At 72.2% G+C, this 18,723-nt stretch carries 13 protein-coding genes; 2 read left to right on the top strand and 11 right to left on the bottom strand.

Annotated features, from left to right (window positions below):
- Position 1: 1 nt before the first annotated feature.
- The 9 genes from ACZ7DE_RS27990 to ACZ7DE_RS28030 all read right to left on the bottom strand — a co-directional run bounded on the left by ACZ7DE_RS27990 (position 2) and on the right by ACZ7DE_RS28030 (position 14,708).
- On the bottom strand, positions 2-1,525 hold the full coding sequence (locus ACZ7DE_RS27990; protein ID WP_470765857.1) for a right-handed parallel beta-helix repeat-containing protein: 1,524 nt from the start codon (positions 1,523-1,525) through the stop codon (positions 2-4).
- Between the two features lie 14 nt (positions 1,526-1,539).
- Positions 1,540-3,519: a heparinase II/III family protein gene (locus ACZ7DE_RS27995; RefSeq protein WP_470765859.1), complete on the bottom strand. Its 1,980-nt coding sequence runs from the start codon at positions 3,517-3,519 to the stop codon at positions 1,540-1,542.
- Positions 3,516-5,705, bottom strand: coding sequence for a bi-domain-containing oxidoreductase (locus ACZ7DE_RS28000; protein ID WP_470765861.1), 2,190 nt, complete (start codon positions 5,703-5,705; stop codon positions 3,516-3,518). The genes ACZ7DE_RS27995 and ACZ7DE_RS28000 overlap by 4 nt, the downstream gene beginning before the upstream one ends.
- 25 nt (positions 5,706-5,730) lie before the next feature.
- Positions 5,731-7,656 carry an asparagine synthase (glutamine-hydrolyzing) gene (gene asnB / locus ACZ7DE_RS28005; RefSeq protein WP_470765863.1) on the bottom strand — a complete coding sequence of 642 codons (1,926 nt, stop codon included), beginning with the start codon at positions 7,654-7,656 and terminating at the stop codon, positions 5,731-5,733.
- Between the two features lie 3 nt (positions 7,657-7,659).
- Positions 7,660-9,213, bottom strand: coding sequence for a Wzz/FepE/Etk N-terminal domain-containing protein (locus ACZ7DE_RS28010; RefSeq protein ID WP_470765865.1), 1,554 nt, complete (start codon positions 9,211-9,213; stop codon positions 7,660-7,662).
- Positions 9,210-10,586, bottom strand: coding sequence for a Wzz/FepE/Etk N-terminal domain-containing protein (locus ACZ7DE_RS28015; protein WP_470765867.1), 1,377 nt, complete (start codon positions 10,584-10,586; stop codon positions 9,210-9,212). The genes ACZ7DE_RS28010 and ACZ7DE_RS28015 overlap by 4 nt, the downstream gene beginning before the upstream one ends.
- Positions 10,576-11,847, bottom strand: a complete 1,272-nt coding sequence (locus tag ACZ7DE_RS28020; protein ID WP_470765869.1) for a glycosyltransferase family 4 protein — start codon at positions 11,845-11,847, stop codon at positions 10,576-10,578. Before ACZ7DE_RS28020 ends, ACZ7DE_RS28015 begins: the two co-directional genes overlap by 11 nt.
- The gene (locus ACZ7DE_RS28025; RefSeq protein ID WP_470765871.1) at positions 11,837-13,153 is read right to left on the bottom strand and encodes a nucleotide sugar dehydrogenase; all 1,317 of its coding nucleotides are present in this window, start codon (positions 13,151-13,153) and stop codon (positions 11,837-11,839) included. The genes ACZ7DE_RS28020 and ACZ7DE_RS28025 overlap by 11 nt, the downstream gene beginning before the upstream one ends.
- Before the next feature lie 76 nt (positions 13,154-13,229).
- A complete protein-coding gene (locus tag ACZ7DE_RS28030) occupies positions 13,230-14,708 on the bottom strand; it encodes a sugar transferase (protein ID WP_470766076.1) in 1,479 nt (492 codons plus the stop codon).
- Between the two features lie 733 nt (positions 14,709-15,441).
- On the opposite strand from ACZ7DE_RS28030, the gene ACZ7DE_RS28035 reads away from it, so the two are divergent.
- Positions 15,442-16,761, top strand: coding sequence for an MFS transporter (locus ACZ7DE_RS28035; protein ID WP_470765873.1), 1,320 nt, complete (start codon positions 15,442-15,444; stop codon positions 16,759-16,761).
- Positions 16,762-16,875: 114 nt separating this feature from the next.
- On the opposite strand, the gene ACZ7DE_RS28040 is transcribed toward ACZ7DE_RS28035, so the two are convergent.
- Entirely contained in the window at positions 16,876-17,202 is a 327-nt protein-coding gene (locus ACZ7DE_RS28040; protein WP_470765875.1) for a rhodanese-like domain-containing protein, read from the bottom strand.
- A 36-nt stretch (positions 17,203-17,238) separates the two neighbouring features.
- Between ACZ7DE_RS28040 and ACZ7DE_RS28045 the strand changes: the two genes are divergently transcribed.
- On the top strand, positions 17,239-17,868 hold the full coding sequence (locus ACZ7DE_RS28045; protein ID WP_470765877.1) for a TetR/AcrR family transcriptional regulator: 630 nt from the start codon (positions 17,239-17,241) through the stop codon (positions 17,866-17,868).
- Between the two features lie 219 nt (positions 17,869-18,087).
- On the opposite strand, the gene ACZ7DE_RS28050 is transcribed toward ACZ7DE_RS28045, so the two are convergent.
- Positions 18,088-18,675, bottom strand: a complete 588-nt coding sequence (locus ACZ7DE_RS28050; protein ID WP_470765879.1) for an NADPH-dependent F420 reductase — start codon at positions 18,673-18,675, stop codon at positions 18,088-18,090.
- Between the last annotated feature and the right edge of the window lie 48 nt (positions 18,676-18,723).

An 18,723-nucleotide genomic window follows, 5' to 3' on the forward strand; every position in this document is an offset into this window, starting at 1 on the left:
CTCAACCACCGGCCTTCGCGCGGAAGGTGCTGCCCGCGTCCTGCCGGTACGGGGTGTCCTGCCACTTCTTGAAGCCGACCGTCCGGCTCGCGTCGTGGACGACGAAGGTCCACGGTCCGACGTAGACGTTGTCGTGCCAGCGGTTGTGCTGTTCGCCGGTGATCGCCTCGGCCACCCGCTCGCCCTGGTACGGCGACCAGTCCGGATAGGTGCCGTAGTTGGACAGCACCCCCATCCGGTCGCACTTCGCCGTGCAGTCGACGACGGACTTGTCCAGCACGAAGCGGTTGTCGTGGATGTCCACCCGCTGGGTCTTCCACCGGCAGTCGGAGTAGAGCGGTCCGCCGGCGATCGCGGGCTGCACACAGCGGTCGGTGTCCTTCACCAGCAACGTGCAGTCGCCGGACGAGGTGTTGGCCGGGCTGTTGCAGAACCGGTCGGCGTTCTCCCACAGGGTGATCCCGGACCAGTTGTTCTCCAGCACGTTCCGATAGATCTCGATCTTCTTCGTGCGGGCGCGGATCCGTGGTTCGCCCCCGGACTCGGAGAGGTAGACGGTCGCGAACGGGAAGGTGTCGCCGGCGGCCGCGTAACCGCGGCCCTCGACCCAGTTGTTCCGCCGGATCGTGTTCTTCCGTATGACCGCGTTGTAGCTGATCTCGTAGATCAGCGCGGCACCGTCGTTGTCCTCGATCAGGTTGTCCTCGACGAGGAAGTCGTTGTTGTTGGTGTCCGCCCACAGCCCGGTTCCGCGGTTGTCGTGCACCCAGTTGCCGCGCACGTCCGCACCGTTGACGGCCCAGAACTTGACGCCTCCGCTGCACCCGCAGTCCGGCCGCTGCCGCTCCCAGTCGTCCGTGTTGTTGCCCACGATCTCGTTGCCCTCGACCACCAGGCCGCTGATGCCGTCGGCGGCCTTGTACGCGTTCATGCCGTACTGGCCGTTGTCGCGCAGGCAGCTGGCGCGGACCTGCTGGCGGGCGCCGGCCATCAGCCCGGCGCCGGAGTTGTTCCGGATCGTCGCGTGCTCGATCACCCACCCGTCGGCCGAGTCGTGGTTGACCACGCCCTCGTCACGGGGCGCGACGAACCTCTGCACCGTCAGGTGGCGGATGGTGACGTCCCGGGCGGCGCCGCCGAACGCGTAGTGGTTGCTCTTCCGGCCGTCGAGCACCGCGCCCGGCGCCCCGACGTAGACGTCCCCTTCCTTGGGGATCACCTGGTCGTAGCGGTCCGACATGAGCGTGTGCGTGCCCGGCCGGAGCCAGAAGGTGGTGTGCGGGGGACTGCTCTCGGTCTTCGCGGCCAGGTCACCGGGCACCGCGGGGTCGACCGTCACCGCGCCCGCCGGGGCCTTCGCCGGGCCGGCGGCGGGCTTGGCGCACACTCGGGCCACGGACGCGGAGGGCGCAGCGGTCGGCTTCGGCGTCGCGTCCGTCGTGCCTCTGTCACAGCCGGTCGCCGCCAGCAGGGCCAGCGCCAGCGGTGCAGCCGACAACGCCCGGTGCCGCCACTTGATCACCACGCGCCCTCCCCTCCCTAACCGTGGAACCTGAGCACGGTGGTGAAACCCTCCGCGCCATCGATGAAGCCGGTGCCGACCAGCGTGGTGGCGGGTTCCTTGCGCCCGAAGCCTGCGGAGTACCAGCCCAGCGGCGGGTCGCTCTCGCCGCGATGCGCCCGCCAGCTCAGCTGCCCGGGCAGGTCGAGCGTCGCGGAGCGGTCCACGCCGTCCCGGGTCCAGGTGAGCGCCGCCCGGCTGCCCGCCAGGTCCGCGGCGATCGACGGACCGAGGTGGAAGGCCAGGCGCACGGCGCGGCGCGGGCCGCGCACCTCGTCGACGACCCTCAGCTCCTGCGTCGCGGCCGTCAGCTCCACCCGACGGCGGTGCACGGAGGGCCGGTAGCCGTCGTGCTCGGCGCACCAGCGGGCCGTCCCCCCGTCGGCGGCGTCGGACGTGTCCGCGACCAGGACGCGGCTGCGGGCGTGCCGGGTCCACAGGAACGGCCCGCCGGAGACGGACTGGTCGGCGCCGTCCAGCTGCAGGGTGTTGTGGCCGAGGGTCGACCGGAAGTACTGCCGCCACTCGGGCTGCCCGTGGTAGCAGAACGTGCCCGGGTCGGCGAGCACGTCGACCCCGTCGTGCCGGACCTCCACGGACAGCGCGTCCGCGTGGCCGTGCGCGGCGATGGACAGGAACCCGTGGGGACCACCGTCGCAGCGGCACCAGATGCCCGCCGGACCACGCAGGATGGTCATGCCCGCGTCGGCGAAGTGGGACGGCCTGCTCGCCGGGCGGGACACCGCCGGTGCGGTTCCACTCTTCGAGTACGGCCGGACGAGCGCGGCCAGCAGCGGCGTGCGCACATCGGTGCCGGTCACGGTCGGCCACCAGGCGAGCCGGCCGAACACGGCGTCCCCGGTGGCCAGCAGCGAGCCCCAGCGGTCGGTGCCCGCACCGTCCACGACCAGACCGTGCCCGTCGTCCGCATCCCCCTGGCGCGGCGGCCGCAGCCGGCTGTCCACGACGGCCGCGAGCGCGTCGGTCATCCGCAGCAGCACCAGCCGCACCGACGCGGGGACGGGCACGCCCGCGGCATCCGCCTCGGCCACCGCGGCCAGGCCGAGCTCCAGCACCAGTCCGTGATACTCGGTGGCCAGTTCACGGTTGAGGCCGGAGCCGAAGGTGTTGCTGCGCAGCTCCCGCTCCAGCGAGCGCAGCGCGTCGGCCCGCCAGCGCGCCGAGGAGGGGAACCACCCGAACGCGCAGGCCGCGGCGAACTGCCCGGAGGCCTCGGCGATGACGTGGTTGTTGGCCGAGGACCCCCGGCTGGGGAAGGCGGCCAGCCAGCGCTGGTGGTGCCAGATCTGGTTCCGCGCCACCGGGTTGTCCTCGAACAGGTCGGCCGCGCCCGGCCAGCCGTCGAGCAGCCGGCGGATCCACACCCAGGACAGCAGCCGGATCCCCAACTCGATGCCGCTGGTCCAGTGCACTCCGCGCAGCGGCGCGTTGCCCGCCCACCAGGACCGCAGGTGCTCGGCCACGCGTTCGGCGTACCGCTCGTTCCCGGTGACCGCGTAGGCGGCGGCGAGCACGGTCAGGTACTGATGCCGGGACAGCTCCCAGATCTGCTTGATGTCCCCGACGGCGTCCTCGTCGCGGTACGGCACGTCGAAGGCGTAGCCCCACGGAGCCCGCCGCCCGGTCTTCGGGTCGTACCACCAGTCCGGGTCGACCAGGTCGTCGCGGTCCACCCCGAAGTACTCGGCGTGCCCTGCCATCAGCCGGTCCGCCTCGGCGACGAGACGTTTCGCGGCGTCCGGCGGCACCGCGGCGATCGCCCCGGCGGGCAGCACCGCGGTGAACCGCGCGCCGGTCACGCTCGGGCAGTCGGGACGACGCGCCGACCGCCACCGCCGCCTGCGCACCGCGTCGCGCACCCGGCCGCCGACCTCCTGCGGTCCCATCCGGGACAGCCGCCGCAGGTACCAGCCCGGACTCCCCGAGTTCACGGTCATCGCGCCCCCGCCAACGTCACCGGCACGCCGCCGGCCAGGCCGGCCTGCACGGCGAGGGTGGCCGCCGTGGTGGCGACCAGGGACTCCAGCGGCACCGGCATCGGCCCGCCGGTCCGCACGGCCTTGACGAACGCGGCCAGTTCGGCCGACTGTCCCTTGTCCCGGGCCTTGGGCAGCCGCGAACTGACCCACCGCTTGCGGTCGTACACCGAGGCACGGACGAAGTCGTCGAGCCGCAGCACCTTGCCGTCCGCGACGAGGTCCAGCGTCTCCTTGGGGAAGCCGGGCGCGCCGGTGGTGACGTAGCTGATGGTGGCGGTGGACTCGTCCGGGTAGCGCAGCACGACCTGCAGGTCCTCGTTGCCGGACGCGGCGACCGCGTACACCGAGACCGGGTCGGCCTCGAGCAGCCAGCTCGCCGTGTCGATGAAGTGCCCGCCCTCGCCCGCGAACCGCGAGCCCTCGGCGCCCTGTTGGAGGTACCAGCTGCCGTGCGCCAGCCGGCCCGCGTTGACCAGGTAGCGCAGACTCGCCGGCCCGGTCCGGGCGCCGAACCGCTTCCTGGCCTCCTGCAGCAGCGGCGCGAACCGGCGGTTGAAGCCCACCTGCAGCCGGTCGTTGCCGGACTCCTCGACCGCCGCGAGCACGCCGGCCAACTCGTCCTCGGTGAGTGCCAGCGGCTTCTCCACGAACACGCTCTTGCCGGCCAGCAGCGCCTTTCGGGTCAGTTCGGCGTGCGAGCTGTGCCGGGTGACCACGAACACCGCGTCGATGGACTTGTCGCCGAGCACGGCGTCGAGATCGGTGGTCGCCTCGGCGAAGCCGAACTTGCGCTGCGCGTTGGCCGCGGACAGCGCCGTCGTGGTGACGACCGTCGACAGTTCGACGCCGTCGCGCTGTGCCAGGTGCGGCAACAGCATCGACGTCGCGTAGTTCCCCGCGCCGACGAACGCCAGCCGCACCGGCGTCCTGGCGGCCCGGACCGGCGCGGACACCCCGCCGCCGGGTCGCTTCACCGCGGGCACGGCCACCACCGGGGCCTCGGCTGCGGCCTCGGCCGCGTGTCCGGGGTACCGGAACAGCACGGCCACGGCCTTCAGTCCGCCGTCCTTCAGACTCTGGTACGTCTCGACGGCGGCGTCGAAGTCGGCGACGTGGGAGACCAGCGGCTCCACGTCGACGCGGCCGCGGGCGACGAGATCGAGGAAGCACGCCAGGTTGCGGCGCTCGGTCCAGCGCACGTAGCCGATCGGGTAGTCCCGCCCCTCGAGCTCGTACTCCGGGTCGTAGCGCCCGGGGCCGTAGCTGCGGGAGAACCGGACGTCGAGCTCCTTCTCGTAGTACGCGTTCCACGGCAGGTCCAGGCGGCACTTGCCGATGTCGACGACCCGGCCGCGGTCCCGGCAGAGCCGGGCGGCCAGCTCGACGGGCTGGTTGCTGCCGCCGCCGGCGGCCAGGTACACCTGGTCCACGCCGTGACCGTCGGTGAGTTCGGCGACGGCGGCCTCCACGGCCGCGGACGCGGGGTCGCCGCAGGCCGCGGCCCCCAGCCGCTCGGCGAGCTCGCAGCGCGCCGGGTCGGGGTCGACCCCGACGACACGGACGCCCGAGGCGGTCAGCAACTGCACCACCAGCTGCCCGATCAGCCCGAGGCCGATGACCAGCGCCACCTCGCCGAGCTGTGGCTCGCCCTGGCGGACGCCCTGCATCGCGATCGACCCGACGGTCCCGAAGGCCGCGTCCCGCGGCGCGAGGCCGTCGGGCACCGGGGCGTAGAGGTTCTTCGGCACCCAGTTGAGCTCGGCGTGCAACGCGTGCTCGTTGCCGGCGCAGGCCACGAGGTCGCCGACCTTCACATCGTCGATGCCGGCGCCGACCTGCTCGACCACCCCGCACAGCGAGTAGCCCAGCGGGGTGTAGGAGTCCAGCTTGCCCATCACCTTGCGGTAGGTGGCGGGCACCCCGTTGGTGGCCACGCTCTGCACGACCTTGGCCACCTGGTCCGGCCGGGAGCGGGCCTTGCCGAGCATCGACATGCCGGCCTCGGACACCTTCATGAGCTCGGTCCCGGTGGATATGAGCGAGTAGGCGGTGCGGACCAGCACACCGCCCGGCTTGCACCCCGGCACCGGCACGTCCAGCAGCGCCAGCTCACCGCTCTTGTAGTTCTGCACGACCTGTTTCACCCGAAGTCCTCTTGTCTCTACGCCGTCAGGGAGAGTTCTGGCCGGACCCGGAGGTCGCGCCGCGATACCAGTACTCGAGGGTCAGCACATGCCACAGATGTTTGGAGAAGTCCTGCTGCCCGGCGGCGTCCTCGGCGACCATGCGCGCCAACGCGTCGCGGCGCAGGAACCCGGAACGGACGAGCTCGCCGTCGTTGACCACCTCGCGCACCAGCGGTGCCAGGTCCCGGCTCATCCAGGCCCGCAGCGGGGCGCTGAACAGGCCCTTGGGCCGGTAGACGATCTCCCGGGGCAGGACCGAGGTCGCCGCCTCCTTGAGGACGGCCTTGCCCTGCCGTCCGACGATCTTGCGGTCGCCGGGCACGGTGAACGCCGCCTTGACCACCTCGACGTCCACGTACGGCACCCGCACCTCGGTCGACGCGGCCATGCTCGACCGGTCCGTGTAGGCGAGGTTCAGGCCCGGCAGGAACATCCGGGCGTCGCCCAGGCACATGCGGTTGACGAAGTCGTCGAGGTCGTTGTCCCGGTAGACGTCCGCGTGCTCGGTCAGCACGTCGTCGACCGTCCCGGCCAGGTCGGGATCGAGCAGGGCGAGCAGCTCGTCCTGGTCGTACATGGTGTAGCTGCGCCGGAACGCGGTCTCCTCCGGCAGCTCGGCGAAGGAGAGGAACCGCTTCGCGAAGCGCACCGACCGGTAGCCCCGGCGGGCCGTCGCGACCGGCAGCCGGTCCACGCCCCCTGACAGGACGCGCCGCAGCGGCCGCGGGACGCGCTGGTAGCGCAGCGCGAGCAAGTTGGCCAGGTGCTTGCGGTACCCGGCGAACAGCTCGTCGGCGCCCATCCCCGAGAGCATCACCTTGACCCCGGCCTCCCGGGCCGCCGAGCAGATCAGGAAGGTGTTGATCGCGGCGGGGTCGCCGATCGGCTCGTCCAGGTGGTACGTCATCTGCGGCAGCAGGTCGAGCACGTTCGGAGCGATCTCGATCTCGTGCAGGTCGACGCCGAACCGCTCGGCCACCTGCCGGGCGTAGCGCAGGTCGTCCGGCATCGCCTCGAACCTGGCGTCCTCGGCGCGGAACCCGATCGTGTAGGCGGAGATGCCGGGCCGGTCGCGGGCCGCCAGCGCGGTCAGGTAACTGGAGTCGAGACCGCCGGACAGGAAGGTCGCCACGGGCACGTCGGAGAGCAGATGACGCCGGGTCGACTCCTCGACGACGGCGGCGAGATCGGGCTGCTCGCCGCCGCGGGCGCGCTCCGCGCCCTCGGCGGCGACGTCCCGCAGGTTCCAGAACCGGCCGCGCTCCACCCGGCCGTCGGGCCGGCACCGCAGCCAGCTCCCCGGCGGCAGTTTCTCCGCCTCGCGGAACGCGCACCGCGAGTCCGGCACCCAGTAGTACAGCAGCGAGGCCACCAGCGCCCCGTGATCCACCTGCAGCGATCCGCCGGTCACGGCGGCGAGCGCCTTGAGCTCGGATGCGAACACCAGACCCTCGCCCCGCCGGAGCAGGAACAGCGGCTTGATGCCGAGCTGGTCGCGGGCGAGCACCAGCTCACCGGTGCGCTCGTCGAAGATCCCGAACGCGAACATGCCGCGCAGCCGGGGCAGGCAGTCCGTGCCCCAGCGGCGCCAAGCCTCGAGCAGCACCTCGGTGTCGGAGGTACCGCGGAAGCGCACCCCGGCGGCCGCCAGCTCGGCACGCAGCTCGGGCGCGTTGTACAACTCGCCGTTGTAGGTCAGGACGAGGCCGCCGGAGACCATCGGCTGGGCACCGGTCTCGGACAGGTCGACGATGGCCAGCCGGCGGTGCCCGAGCTGCACCTCGCCGTCGCCGAGGGGGTGACCGTAGCGGCCCGCCCCGTCCGGACCGCGGTGGGCGAGGGTCTCGGTGAGCCGGTCGGTCACGACCTTCCCGTCCGGCCATCGGTAAGTGCCTGCGATGCCACACATGTGCTACCGCGCCTCCTGGTCGCTGTCCGGGACCCGTGCCGCCCACATCGGCGGCCGCTCCGTCCCCCGCCGTCCTTCCCCCACTGCCTGAACGGCGTGGGAGGCACCCCCGGCGTTCTGCCGGACCGGCCGCTCGCTGTGGCCGCGCAGCGCGGTGTGCAGCCCGTTCCACAGCGTGCCGTCGGTCCGGTCCCGCGGGTCGGGGTCGATCAGCACCACACCGATCACCGCGATGCGCTGGTCCGCGAGCTGCCGTGCCACGGTGTGCAGCCACGCGGCGCTGCCGTGCCCGGCACGCACGACGAGCACGGTCCGGGTGCCGAGGTACTGGAGGTCGGTCCACGCCGCGCCGGGCGCCACCGAGCCGACGCCGAGCCGGCGCTCCTCGGGCGGCACGGCCGCGGCACGCTCGCCGGTGACCACGGCCGGGTCCCCCGGCTTCGGGCGGCGGCCGGCGAGCTGTCGGCCGGGCAGACCGTCGACGACGACCACCGGCCCCTCCGCCGCCAGTGCCCTGGCGAGGTCCAGGGCGATCACGCTCGTGTTGCGCGCGCAGCCCAGCTCCAGCAGCGACACGGGTTCCGTGGAGCCGCGCACGGTCCGGGCCAGGGACGTGGTGAGCCGTTCGCGTGCCGCCCGGACCCGGCGGCGCTGCCATCGCCCGCCCGGCCGGTGGGGCAGCTCGACGATGACCGAGGCCCCGAGGTTCGCGGCGATCTCCCGACGCAGGACCGGGCGGTCCGCCACCACCGCGCCGACCGCGGCCACCGCGAGCCCGAGGAAGAGCCCGAGGAAGAGCCCGATCGCGGCGTCGGTGGCAGCGGCCTTGGGCAGGGAGTGCCGCACCGCGTACGGGGCGTCCACGATCTGCGTGCCGGCGACGAGCCGGGGCGTGCCGATGCTCGCCTCCGCGGCCCGTTGGCTGAAATCGGTGATCTGCGAGGTGAGTTCGGCCCGGCGGGCGTAGAGGGACTCCAGGTCCGCCGACGACCCCGGCCCGCTCGACTCGGTTCCGTCCCCGATCGCCTTGTTGACCTGGGCCAGTTGGGCCTTCAGCTGGTCACGCTGGTCGAGCAGGGCCTTGGCCTCGGCCTTCGAGGCCTCCTGTATCCGCTTCACATGGTCCGCGACGAACGCGTCGGCCAACGCCTTGGCGCGGGCGACCGCTTCCGCGTCGCTGTCACCGGTGACGGTGATCTGCAGCACGTTGTTGGTCAGACCGGTACCGCTGTAGTCCTGCATGAAGTCGCCGGCCTTCTCCCGGGACCCGAGGGACTTCAGGGCCCGGTCGGCGATCCGTGTGGTCTGCAGCAGTGCGACGTCGGTGCGGATCAGCGTTCCGGGGTCGTTCGGCTGGTCCTCCTCGTGCGCGACCAGAACCTTGGTCACCGCGGTCGGCGGCTGCGGCAGCAGGAACGCCACCGCCGCGCCGACGAGCAGCCCCAGCAGCGCGAGGGACGACCAGACACGGCGCCGCCTGCGCACCGCCGCCACCAGAGCCTGGAGATCCAGCAGCGGGGCGGCGGCCGACGACTCCGCGGTCGTACTCGTTGTCACCCTGTGGCTCCTGTCGCTTCGTCCAGTTCGCCGTCGAAGCTCGCGAGCGCCGGTACGGCGGCATGCCGCGGGTGGTCGGCGGACCGCGTCGCACGGACCGGACCGGCGAGGACGACGCCGAGGACCGCGTGCTTGGCGTCCGCACACGCCTCGGCGACGCCGGCGAGCTCCGCCGCGGTCCAGCTGCCGACGCTGACCACGACCAGGGCGCCGGACTCGTGGCCGCGGTCCGGCACCATCGGGCGGGACACCGAGACCGCCACCGCGCGCAGCACCGGATCGCTCCCGGCCTCGACGACGAACTGTCCGGCGGCCCGGCGGGCGATCTCGTCCCCTTCGGGGAAGACGACCAGCAGCCGCTTCGGCGCCGGCCGCTGGTCCCGGAGGCGGGAGCACACCCGCCGGTAGCGGATCTGCCTGCTGGCCTCGTCGCCGGACGTCTGCGGGGCCGGGATGTCCCACCGGACGTCGAGACCCAACAGCCGGCGCGTCCAGGCCCGCGGGCCACGGCCCTCCGGCCGGTGCGTGAGCCGTTCGACGGGTACGTCGACGGTACCCAGCAGCGCCGAGCCCAGCGCCGCGGCGATCTCCGGTTCGCCGCGCAGCCGGCGGCTCATCCGCGCGGCCGTGAGATGGCCGATGACCGCGAACAGGAGGAACAGCAGCGCTCCGCCGGCGATGAGCTGCGTCCTCGTCGGCGGCGCCTCGCCGGTCGGCCGGGCCGCCGACCCCATGACGACCATGTTCTTCGCCTCGTCGTCGACCGGGTCGGCCTGCTTGATGGTGCTGATGGCCTCCCGCAGCGCGGTGCGCAGCTTCTCCAGCTCGGTGCGGGTCTGCACGCTCTCCACCGTCTGCCCGGGATCGGTCGCGTCGGCCAGCTTGCTGATGCGGCGGTTGGTGTCCTCCACCGACTGCCGAAGCGCGGCGAGCTCCTTCGCCGCCTCCGGGTCGGCGCTGTCGCTCGCGATCCGGGTGGCGTAGGAGACGAACTCCTTGGCCACCTGGTCGGAGAGCCGTTGTGCACGCTCCGGGGTGTCGGCCGTGCCGGAGATCTTGATGATGTTCCCGTCGGTGGCCTTGGCGCTGACCTGATCCCGCAGGTCGCTGCCGCTCACCCCGGTCCAGCCGAGCGTGGCGGCTGCGCGGTCGACCACCACCGAACTGGTCGCCACCTCCGTCTGCGTCAGCAGCTCGCGCTCCTCCCACGTCCCCGGCAGCAGCACCGATGCCGAGGTCGTGTAGCGCGGCGGGAACAGCAGGGAGGCGCCGTATCCGACGAGCGCGCCCACCAGGGCGAACATGGTGAGCAGCCGCCAGCGCCGACGGATAATCCGCCCGATGGTGACCAGGCGTATCGTGTCATCGCTCAAAGGTGCGGCCTTCCCCTGCCGGGTCCGGGTCGCGCGCGGTCACCGGAGCCCGGTCACGGCAGGCGGCGGCGTAGGCGGCCAGCAGCGAGCGCTGGGAGTTCCGCCAGGAGAGCGGACCGCCGATCCGCTCCTGACCGATCTCGCCCATCCGGGCCCGCTTCTGCGGATCGTCCAGCAGCATTGCGACGAGCTTCGCGAACTCGGCCTCGTCGTTGGCGGGCGCGTAGACGGCCGCGTCACCCGCGGAGACCCGCGCCTCCCGCAGGTCGAACGAGACGATCGGCCGGCCCATCACCATGTACTCGAGGACCTTGTTCATGGTCGACACGTCGTTGAGCGGATTGTGCGGGTCGGGGGAGAGGCACACGTCCGCGGTGGACAGGTAGCGCACCAGGTCGGCGTCCGGGATGCGCCCGGTGAACTCCACCTGCTCCGAGAGGCCGAGCCGCCGGGACAGCTCCACCATCGCGTCGAAGGTGTCGCCGGCGCCGACGAACACCGCATGCCAGTCGGTCCGCCCGAACTCGTCGCGCAGCTTCGCGAGAGCCCGCAACGCGTAGTCGACGCCGTCCTGCGGGCCCATGACGCCGAGATAGCACAGCAGATGAGGCTTGCCGCGCTTCAGCTCCGGCTCGGGCGGCACGGGACGGAACCGGTCGGTGTCGGGCGCGCTGCGCACCACGAAGACGTCCGACGCCCGCCGGCCGCCGCGGCGCACCGCGACGTCCCGGTAGCTCTCGTTCGTGGCCAGGACGACGTCCGCCGCCCGGTAGGTCATCCGTTCCAGTGCGCACACGGCGCGGTAGAGCAGGTCCTCGCCGCGGGCGAACCGGGAGAGGTACAGCTCGGGTACCAGGTCGTGCTGGTCGAAGACGAACCGCGCTCCGCGCCGCTTCATCCACAGGGCCGGCAGGAACAGCAGGTCGGGCGGGTTGCAGGCGTGGACCACGTCGACCGGGCCGACCTTCCGGGCCAGCCTGACGGTGTGCCACAACGCCGATCCGTACTCCCGCAGATAGCCGGACGGCCCTCCGGTGGCCGCGCGCAACGGGTAGCGGTGGATCCGCACCCCGTCGATCTCCGCCTCCGGCTCCGTGTCCCGTTTGCTCCCCTGGGGACAGATGACGTGCACGTCCCAGCCCGCGTCGCGCAGCGTCGTGCACTCCTGCCACACCCGCCGGTCGAACGGCACCGACAGGTTCTCCACGAGGATCAGCGCGCGCCGGGCCGGCCGGGCGCCGCCGGTCGCGTCACCAGGCAAGGCCCACGTACCCGGGTTCGGCCTGGCGCGTCTCGGCGTCGGGAAGGCGGATCAGGTCGACGATCACCGTGCCGTCGCCGTGGGGCAGCGCCGCCAGCACGGCCGGATCCCTGGTCCCGACCAGGCACACCTCGGCGTGCTCGAGCACCTCCTCGACGGAATCCGCCAGCAGTTGCGCGAGGTGCGGCAGCCGGGTCTCGATGTACTCGCGGTTCGCGCCGAGCAGCCGGGACAGGCTCACGTTGGCGTCGTAGATCTTCAGGTCGTACCCCTTGCCGAAGAGTCTTTCCGCCAGCTCGACGAGCGGGCTCTCGCGGAGGTCGTCGGTGCCGGGCTTGAACGACAGCCCGAACAGGCCCGCCCGGCGCTTGCCGGTGCGCTCGACCAGCTCCACCGCGCGTTGCAGATGGTCGGAGTTGGAGGGCAGCACGTGGGCGAGGATGGGCACCGAGACGTCGGCCCGCTGCGCCGCGTGGACCAGGCTGCGCAGGTCCTTGGGCAGGCAGGAGCCGCCGAAGGCGAAGCCGGGCCGCAGATAGGCGGGGCTGATGTTCAGCTTGCGGTCGGCCAGGAACACGTCCATCACCTGGTGCGAGTCCACCCCGAGCGCCTGGCACACCGCGCCCAGCTCGTTGGCGAAGCCGATCTTGAGGCCGTGGAACGCGTTGTCCGCGTACTTGATCGCCTCGGCCGTCGGGATCGGCACCCGGAACACCTCGCCGGGCAGGCCGTCGTACAGCGCCCGCACCGCGTCGCCGCTCGCCTGGTCGAGCTCGCCGATGACGGTCTTGGGCGGGTCGAAGAAGTCCCGCACGCTCGTGCCCTCGCGCAGGAACTCCGGGTTGACCGCGACCCCGATGTCCACGCCGGCCGTGCCGCCGACGTACTTCTCCAGGATCGGCACCAGCAGGTTCAGGCAGGTGCCCGGGAGCATGGTGCTGCGGAACACCACGGTGTGCCGCCCGCCCCGCTCGGCCAGCGCGGCGCCCATCTGCTCGGTGACCCGCTCCAAGTACGTGGTGCACAGGCTGCCGTTGGGCTCCGACGGCGTGCCCACGCAGACCAGCGACACCTCACTGCCCATGATCGCCTCGCGGACGTCGCCGGTGGCGCGCAACGCTCCGCTCTGCACGACCTCGGCTATGAGCTCACCGATCCGCTCCTCGACCACCGGGGCCTTGCCGTCGTTCACCAGGTCGACCTTCACCTGGTTGACGTCCACCCCGATGACCTCGTGCCCCATGCTGGCCAGGCACGCGGCCGACACGCAGCCCACGTAGCCGAGCCCGAAAACGCTGACTCTCATGACCCGTTCCTCCCCCCAGGCAGGCCCTTGCGGCCTGCGGTCCGCGCGTCGCCCGAACGTCGACGCCCCCCGCGCATCAGTAGGCCCCCTGCCCGTAGAGCACCGCACGCAGCGTCTTCCACAAGATCACTGTGTCCAGGGCGAGCGACCAGTCCTCCACGTACCGCAGGTCCAGCCGGATCGCCTCCTCCCACGACAGGTCGCTGCGTCCGCTGATCTGCCACAGGCCGGTGAGTCCGGGCTTGACCAGCAGTCGCCGCCGGATGTCCGGGCCGTACGCGGCGGACTCCTCCGGCAGCGGGGGCCGCGGACCGACGAGCGACATCGATCCGGTGAGCACGTTGAAAAGCTGCGGGAGTTCGTCGAGCGAGTACCGGCGCAGCACTGTGCCCACCCGGGTCACCCGCGGATCCCGGCGGAGCTTGAACAGCAGGCCGGCGCCCTCGTTGCGGTCGGCGAGCTCGGCGCGTGCCCGGTCGGCCCCGGCGACCATGGTGCGGAACTTGAGGATGGTGAACTCGCGGCCGTCCTTGCCAACCCTGCGCTGGCGGTAGAACGCCCCGCCCCGGCTGTCCACCAGTACGAGCAGCCCGACGAACACCATCAGCGGCGCGAACAGCATCAGCAGGATGGCCGCGCCCAGCCGGTCGACGACTTCCTTGACCGCCCGGCGGCCCCCGGTGAAGGTCGGCATGCTGACCCGCAGCAGCGGGATCCCGAGCACCGCGTCGATGTGCAGCCGCGGGCCGGCCACCTCCATCAGCACGGGGGCGACGACCATTTCGGCGTCGCTGCCCTCGAGGTTCCAGGCCAGCCGCTGCAGCCGGTCCGGTGACCAGTGCGGGTCCGGTGTGACGGCGACGACCCGGTAGCCGTCGCGGCGGACGTGGCGGGCGACGTCGGCCAGCCGGCCGACGACCGGCACTCCGTCCAGTTGGTCGCCGTCGAGCCCGAGACCGTCCGTCGTGCACACCGCGTCCACCCGCCAGCCGAGGTGCGGGAACTTGCGGGTCCGGGTGATCAGGTCGCGCACGGTGGCCGGGCTCCCGGCAGCGAGCACCGGTCTCAGGCACCGCCCTTCCTTGCGCTGTCTGTGCAGCCAGAGGCGCAGCAGATACCGCGCGGTCATGGTGACGAGCGCGATCGCGGGGATCGCGACGAAGATCCAGAGCTTGATGTTGCGCGACGTGAGGGCGATTCCGCCGAGCGCCAGCACGACGGTCGCCGCGAACAGCGAGCGGCCGAGCCGGCGGAATTCCTCGGCGCCCTGGCCGAGTACGGCCGGAGTCCAGGCCCGGCTCACCGCAAGCGCCCCCAGCACCAGCAGTTCGGTGCCGAAGGCGAGAATGCCCCATTTCTCATGCCAGTTGGCCGCGTCCCGGGCCCCGAAGAAGTTTCCGATCGCCGCCACCACGAAGGCGGTCGCCACGGTGTCGCTGGTGATCACGGTACGTCTGTACCGCTGCTCCCAGTCGATCGCGGGCCGGCTGATCGCGCTGTCCGCCAGACGCCCGGGCGGCGGCGGAAAAGGGGACACCAGGCCCCCTTGCCGCACAGAACCCCCCAGATCCCCCAGCGGTTCGACGTGTTCGCCCAACACTGTTCCTCCCCCCGGGAGGCCCCCGCCTCCCGCACTGTTCCGCCCCTGGGGAGGCCCCCGCCTCCCGCGCCGCGCTGTTCCTCCCCTGGGGAGGCCCCCGCCTCCCGCGCATGACTGTCCGGCGATTAGAGAGCTACTCGAACAACCCACCCTGGCGGCAGCGGACTCGCATGTCCGGCCGGATGCTCGAGGTGTGTGGGAACCCCTGTCGAAACCCCGTGTGCTCCCCGCACCCAAGGCCCCTTGCCGGGCTCCAAGAACTGATCACCCCCACGTCTGGCGCCGGGGACGCGACTGCTGCTGTCCGTAGCGCCGGACCTATAGATCATTACGGGTCGCCTCGGCTTCGAACAGCTGAAGCACGGTCAATCTAGACCATCGGGGCCGGTATGAAGAGAGGATGTGTGTAATTTGTGTTCAAGCTTTGAGTCAACATCCACTGGCCGATGACCACCCGTGGACGCCTTCCCGTCGTTGCGTGCTCAAGCAGCTCACCCGGCCTCCGGGCGCGGTCTCCGGGCTTTGGTGATCAGCGAGTTGGGGCAGTCCTTCCGCGATCAACTCGGGCGACGCCCACGCAACGCATGTTTCTGACGATACGTCAGTTATGTCTTTCCGCTGGTCATGCCCGGGGGGCAAGACCGGCGGCCGGGGGCGGCGCGGCTCCGCCGACGGAAGGGGCCCTGGTATGTGCGCGCGTTCGCTCCGGTCCCATCGGGACTTCTCCGTCTTCTGGGCGGTGCAGGCGCTGTCCGAGGTCGGCAACGCCTTCTCGCTGGTGGCGCTTCCGCTGCTGGTGCTGCACACCACCGGGTCGGCGGCGCAGATGGGGTTGCTCACGGCTGTCGCGGGCGCCGCCTCGCTGCTCACCGGTCTGGTGGGCGGCGCGTGGGCCGACCGCTTCGACCGGCGGCGTCTGCTGATGCTGTGCGACGCCGCCCGGCTGGTGCTGTACGGCGTGATTCCGGTCTGCTGGGCCCTGAGTCCGCAGGTCTGGCTGCTGTACGCGGTCATGGCGCCGGCATCGGCCTTCGAGACGCTGTTCAAAATCACATACGTCACCGCGGTGGCGAACCTCGTCGACAAGGAGCAGATCGTCGCAGCGAACGGCCGGCTGGGGGCGACGAGCGCGATCGCCTACATCGCCGGCCCGGCCCTGGCCGGAGTGGTGGCCGGATTCTTCGGCCCGACGGCCGCCGTCGCCATCAATGCGGGCAGCTTCGGGATCTCCCTCGTGGGGCTGGCGTTCGTCAGGCTCAGGCCCACCGCGCGGCCGTCGGAGGGCGAGGCCGGGGGAGAGACGGCCGGTACGCAGGACCTGCGCTCCGGTTTCCGGATCGGCGCCGCGTTTCTGTGGCGTACGCCGGTGCTGCGGGCGCTCACCGCGCTGCTGACCGTCACCACCTTCCTCGGCCTGGGTATGACCGACGTGTTCATCTACCACCTGCGGCACGGGCTGGGGCGGGGCGAACGCACGGTGGGCTACGTCCTCGCGCTGGCCGGGCTCGGCACCTGCGTGGCCGCGGCCGCGGCCGCCAGGCTGCGCCGCTCCTGGGGGTTCGGCCGCTGCTGGCTCGGCGCGATGAGCCTGTGCTCGGCGTCGGTGCTGGTGCTGGGCGGCACCCGGCAGGTGTCCGTGGCGGCCGTGACGATCTGTGTGTACTCCTTCGGCATGGCGCTGGCGGGCGTCTGCTCCATGTCCCTGCGGCAGCAGGTCACGCCGGACCATCTGCTCGGGCGGGTCACCTCCGCGTTCTGGACGATCCACGGCAGCCTCGCGCCCCTCGGCGCCGCCCTGCTCGCCGCGTCGGCGGGCCGGCTGGGCACACGGGGACCGCTGACCGCGGTGGCCGGCGTCTTCCTGGCGGTGGTCGTGGCCGCCGCTTTCACTCCCGTCCGGCAGCGCCACCCCGAGCGGACGGTCATACAACCCCCGCGGACGACGCCCGCCGACGCGCCGGCGCCGCGAGGGGAGAGCCGCGGCGAGGACACCGACGTCCGACGCTGACGACCGGCTGGACGGGGGTGTCGTCGACCGTCCCGTTCCTTCAGCGCGGGGGATGCGGGTCCGCCGGGGGAGGGCGGGGCCGGGTTCTCGCCCCGCCCTCCCCCTGGGTGGGCGTCAGGCGGATTCGGTGGGGAGGCCGGCCTCCGCCCAGTCCTGGATGCCCTCGCGGTACTTGCGGACATTGGTGTAACCGAGGCTGGTGAGCCGGGCGGCGACCTGTCCGCTGTTGGCGCACGCGGGGTTGGAGCAGTAGGTGACGATCGCGGCGGCGCGGTCGGGGAGCAGGACGGGGGCCTGGGCGTCGACGTCGCCCGGGGCCAGCGGGAGCGCGCCGGGCAGGTGCTGCTTGGCGTAGTACTCGCCGCCCAGTGTGTCGACGACGGTCACGCCGCCCGCGTCCATGGCCGCCTTCAGCTCGTCTCGTGTGATGAGTGCCGTCATGCCACAACCTTTCAAGAATCGGACTATAGTCCGTTTGTGGTTCACGACGATAACGGACTGCAGTCCGATTCTGCAATGCTGCTGGAACTCCTGCGCACTCCGCCTCCGAAGGAGCAGGCGCGGTCGGCGCGCAACCGTGCCGCCGTGCTGGAGGCGGCCGCCCGTCTGTTCGCCGAGCACGGGGTGGAGGCGGTCTCGATGGACCAGGTGGCCGAGGCCGCCGACGTCGGCAAGGGCACCCTGTACCGCCGTTTCGGCGACAAGTCCGGGCTGGCCGCCGCGCTCCTCGACGCCCGGGAGCGCGTACTGCAGGAGGCGATCCTGTTCGGGCCTCCGCCGCTCGGCCCCGGAGCCGGCGCCGCCGAGCGGCTCGTCGCGTTCGTCGACGCCTATTTCGACTACCTGCTGGAGAACCTGACGCTCATCCGCACCTCGGAGACGGCCGCGGTCGGCGCCCGGTACCGGATCGGGGCGTACCGGTTCTGGCATCGCCACGTAGCGATCCTGCTGGAGGGCGCGCCGGACCCCGAGCATGCCGCCCACGCCCTGCTCGCCGCCCTCGCCGCCGAACACGTGTGCGCGCTCCTGCCGGAACTCGGCGAGGAACGGATGCGAGCCGGGCTCGTCCGCCTGGCCCGCTCGGCGACGCGACCCCCCGGCCCGTAGGGCCGCGTGAGGGCGCGGCCCGGTCATCGGCCGGACGGCGGGCGGCCACCGCGGAGGAGCCGAGGCGCGCTCGGGCCGGCTCCGCCGTGTGTGCGGCGGGGCCGGCCCGAGTGAACCGTCCTCCGGAGGTCAGGGTGTGACGGTCGCGGACCCGCCCAATGACGTTCCGGGCAGGGTGCGCGCCATGCCCTCGGCGTCTCGTTGCGCCGCATGCCGTGTTCAGGCGCGGGCCAACGTGAAGCCGATGCCCGGGCCGAGGCCCTGGCCGTAGGCGAGCTGGATCAGCAGCTCGACGGCGGGCTCGGTGTAGCGGGCGTTGCTCAGCGGGCCCGCGTCGACAGCGTCGAAGCCCAGTTCGGCGGCGAGCCCGAGCGCCGTCTTCCGGGCGAGGTCGTCGTCGCCGGCCACCGGCAGGAGCAGCGGGACGTCACCGATCCGGCCGGTCTCCATGGTGGCGGCCATGGCCGTGTTGAAGGCCTTGACCACACGGGCGCCGGGCAGCGCCGCGGCGTTCTGCTCGCCGCCCGAGGTGGTGTGTCCCACGGTCAGCGACATGAAGTCGGCGGCCAGGGGGTTGGTGGCGTCGATGACGGCCTTGCCCGACAGGGCGGCCTTCACCCGCGGGTCCAGCTGCGCGACCACCGCGAAGGGCACCGCGAGCACGGTGACTTCGGCGGCCTCGGCGTCGGCGGCGACCTGGGCCGGGTCGGTGGCGGAGCCGGCGGTGGCGACCTCGTGGCCGTTCTCGGCGAACCGCCGGGCGAGGACGGAACCGACGTTGCCCGCGCCGATGATGCTGATCTTCACAACTGCTCCTGGGATAGGGCCGGGTAGGCATGGCCATGCGTCGCCGCC

Source organism: Streptomyces sp. NPDC037083 (genome assembly GCF_055606485.1).

What these genes read in the sequence shown, in the direction of transcription:
- ACZ7DE_RS27995 (WP_470765859.1), bottom strand. Translation starts at nt 3,519, where the DNA reads ATGACCGTGAACTCGGGGAGTCCGGGCTGGTACCTGCGGCGGCTGTCC.
- asnB (WP_470765863.1), bottom strand. Translation starts at nt 7,656, where the DNA reads ATGTGTGGCATCGCAGGCACTTACCGATGGCCGGACGGGAAGGTCGTG.
- ACZ7DE_RS28025 (WP_470765871.1), bottom strand. Translation starts at nt 13,153, where the DNA reads ATGAGAGTCAGCGTTTTCGGGCTCGGCTACGTGGGCTGCGTGTCGGCC.
- ACZ7DE_RS28035 (WP_470765873.1), top strand. Translation starts at nt 15,442, where the DNA reads ATGTGCGCGCGTTCGCTCCGGTCCCATCGGGACTTCTCCGTCTTCTGG.
- ACZ7DE_RS28040 (WP_470765875.1), bottom strand. Translation starts at nt 17,202, where the DNA reads ATGACGGCACTCATCACACGAGACGAGCTGAAGGCGGCCATGGACGCG.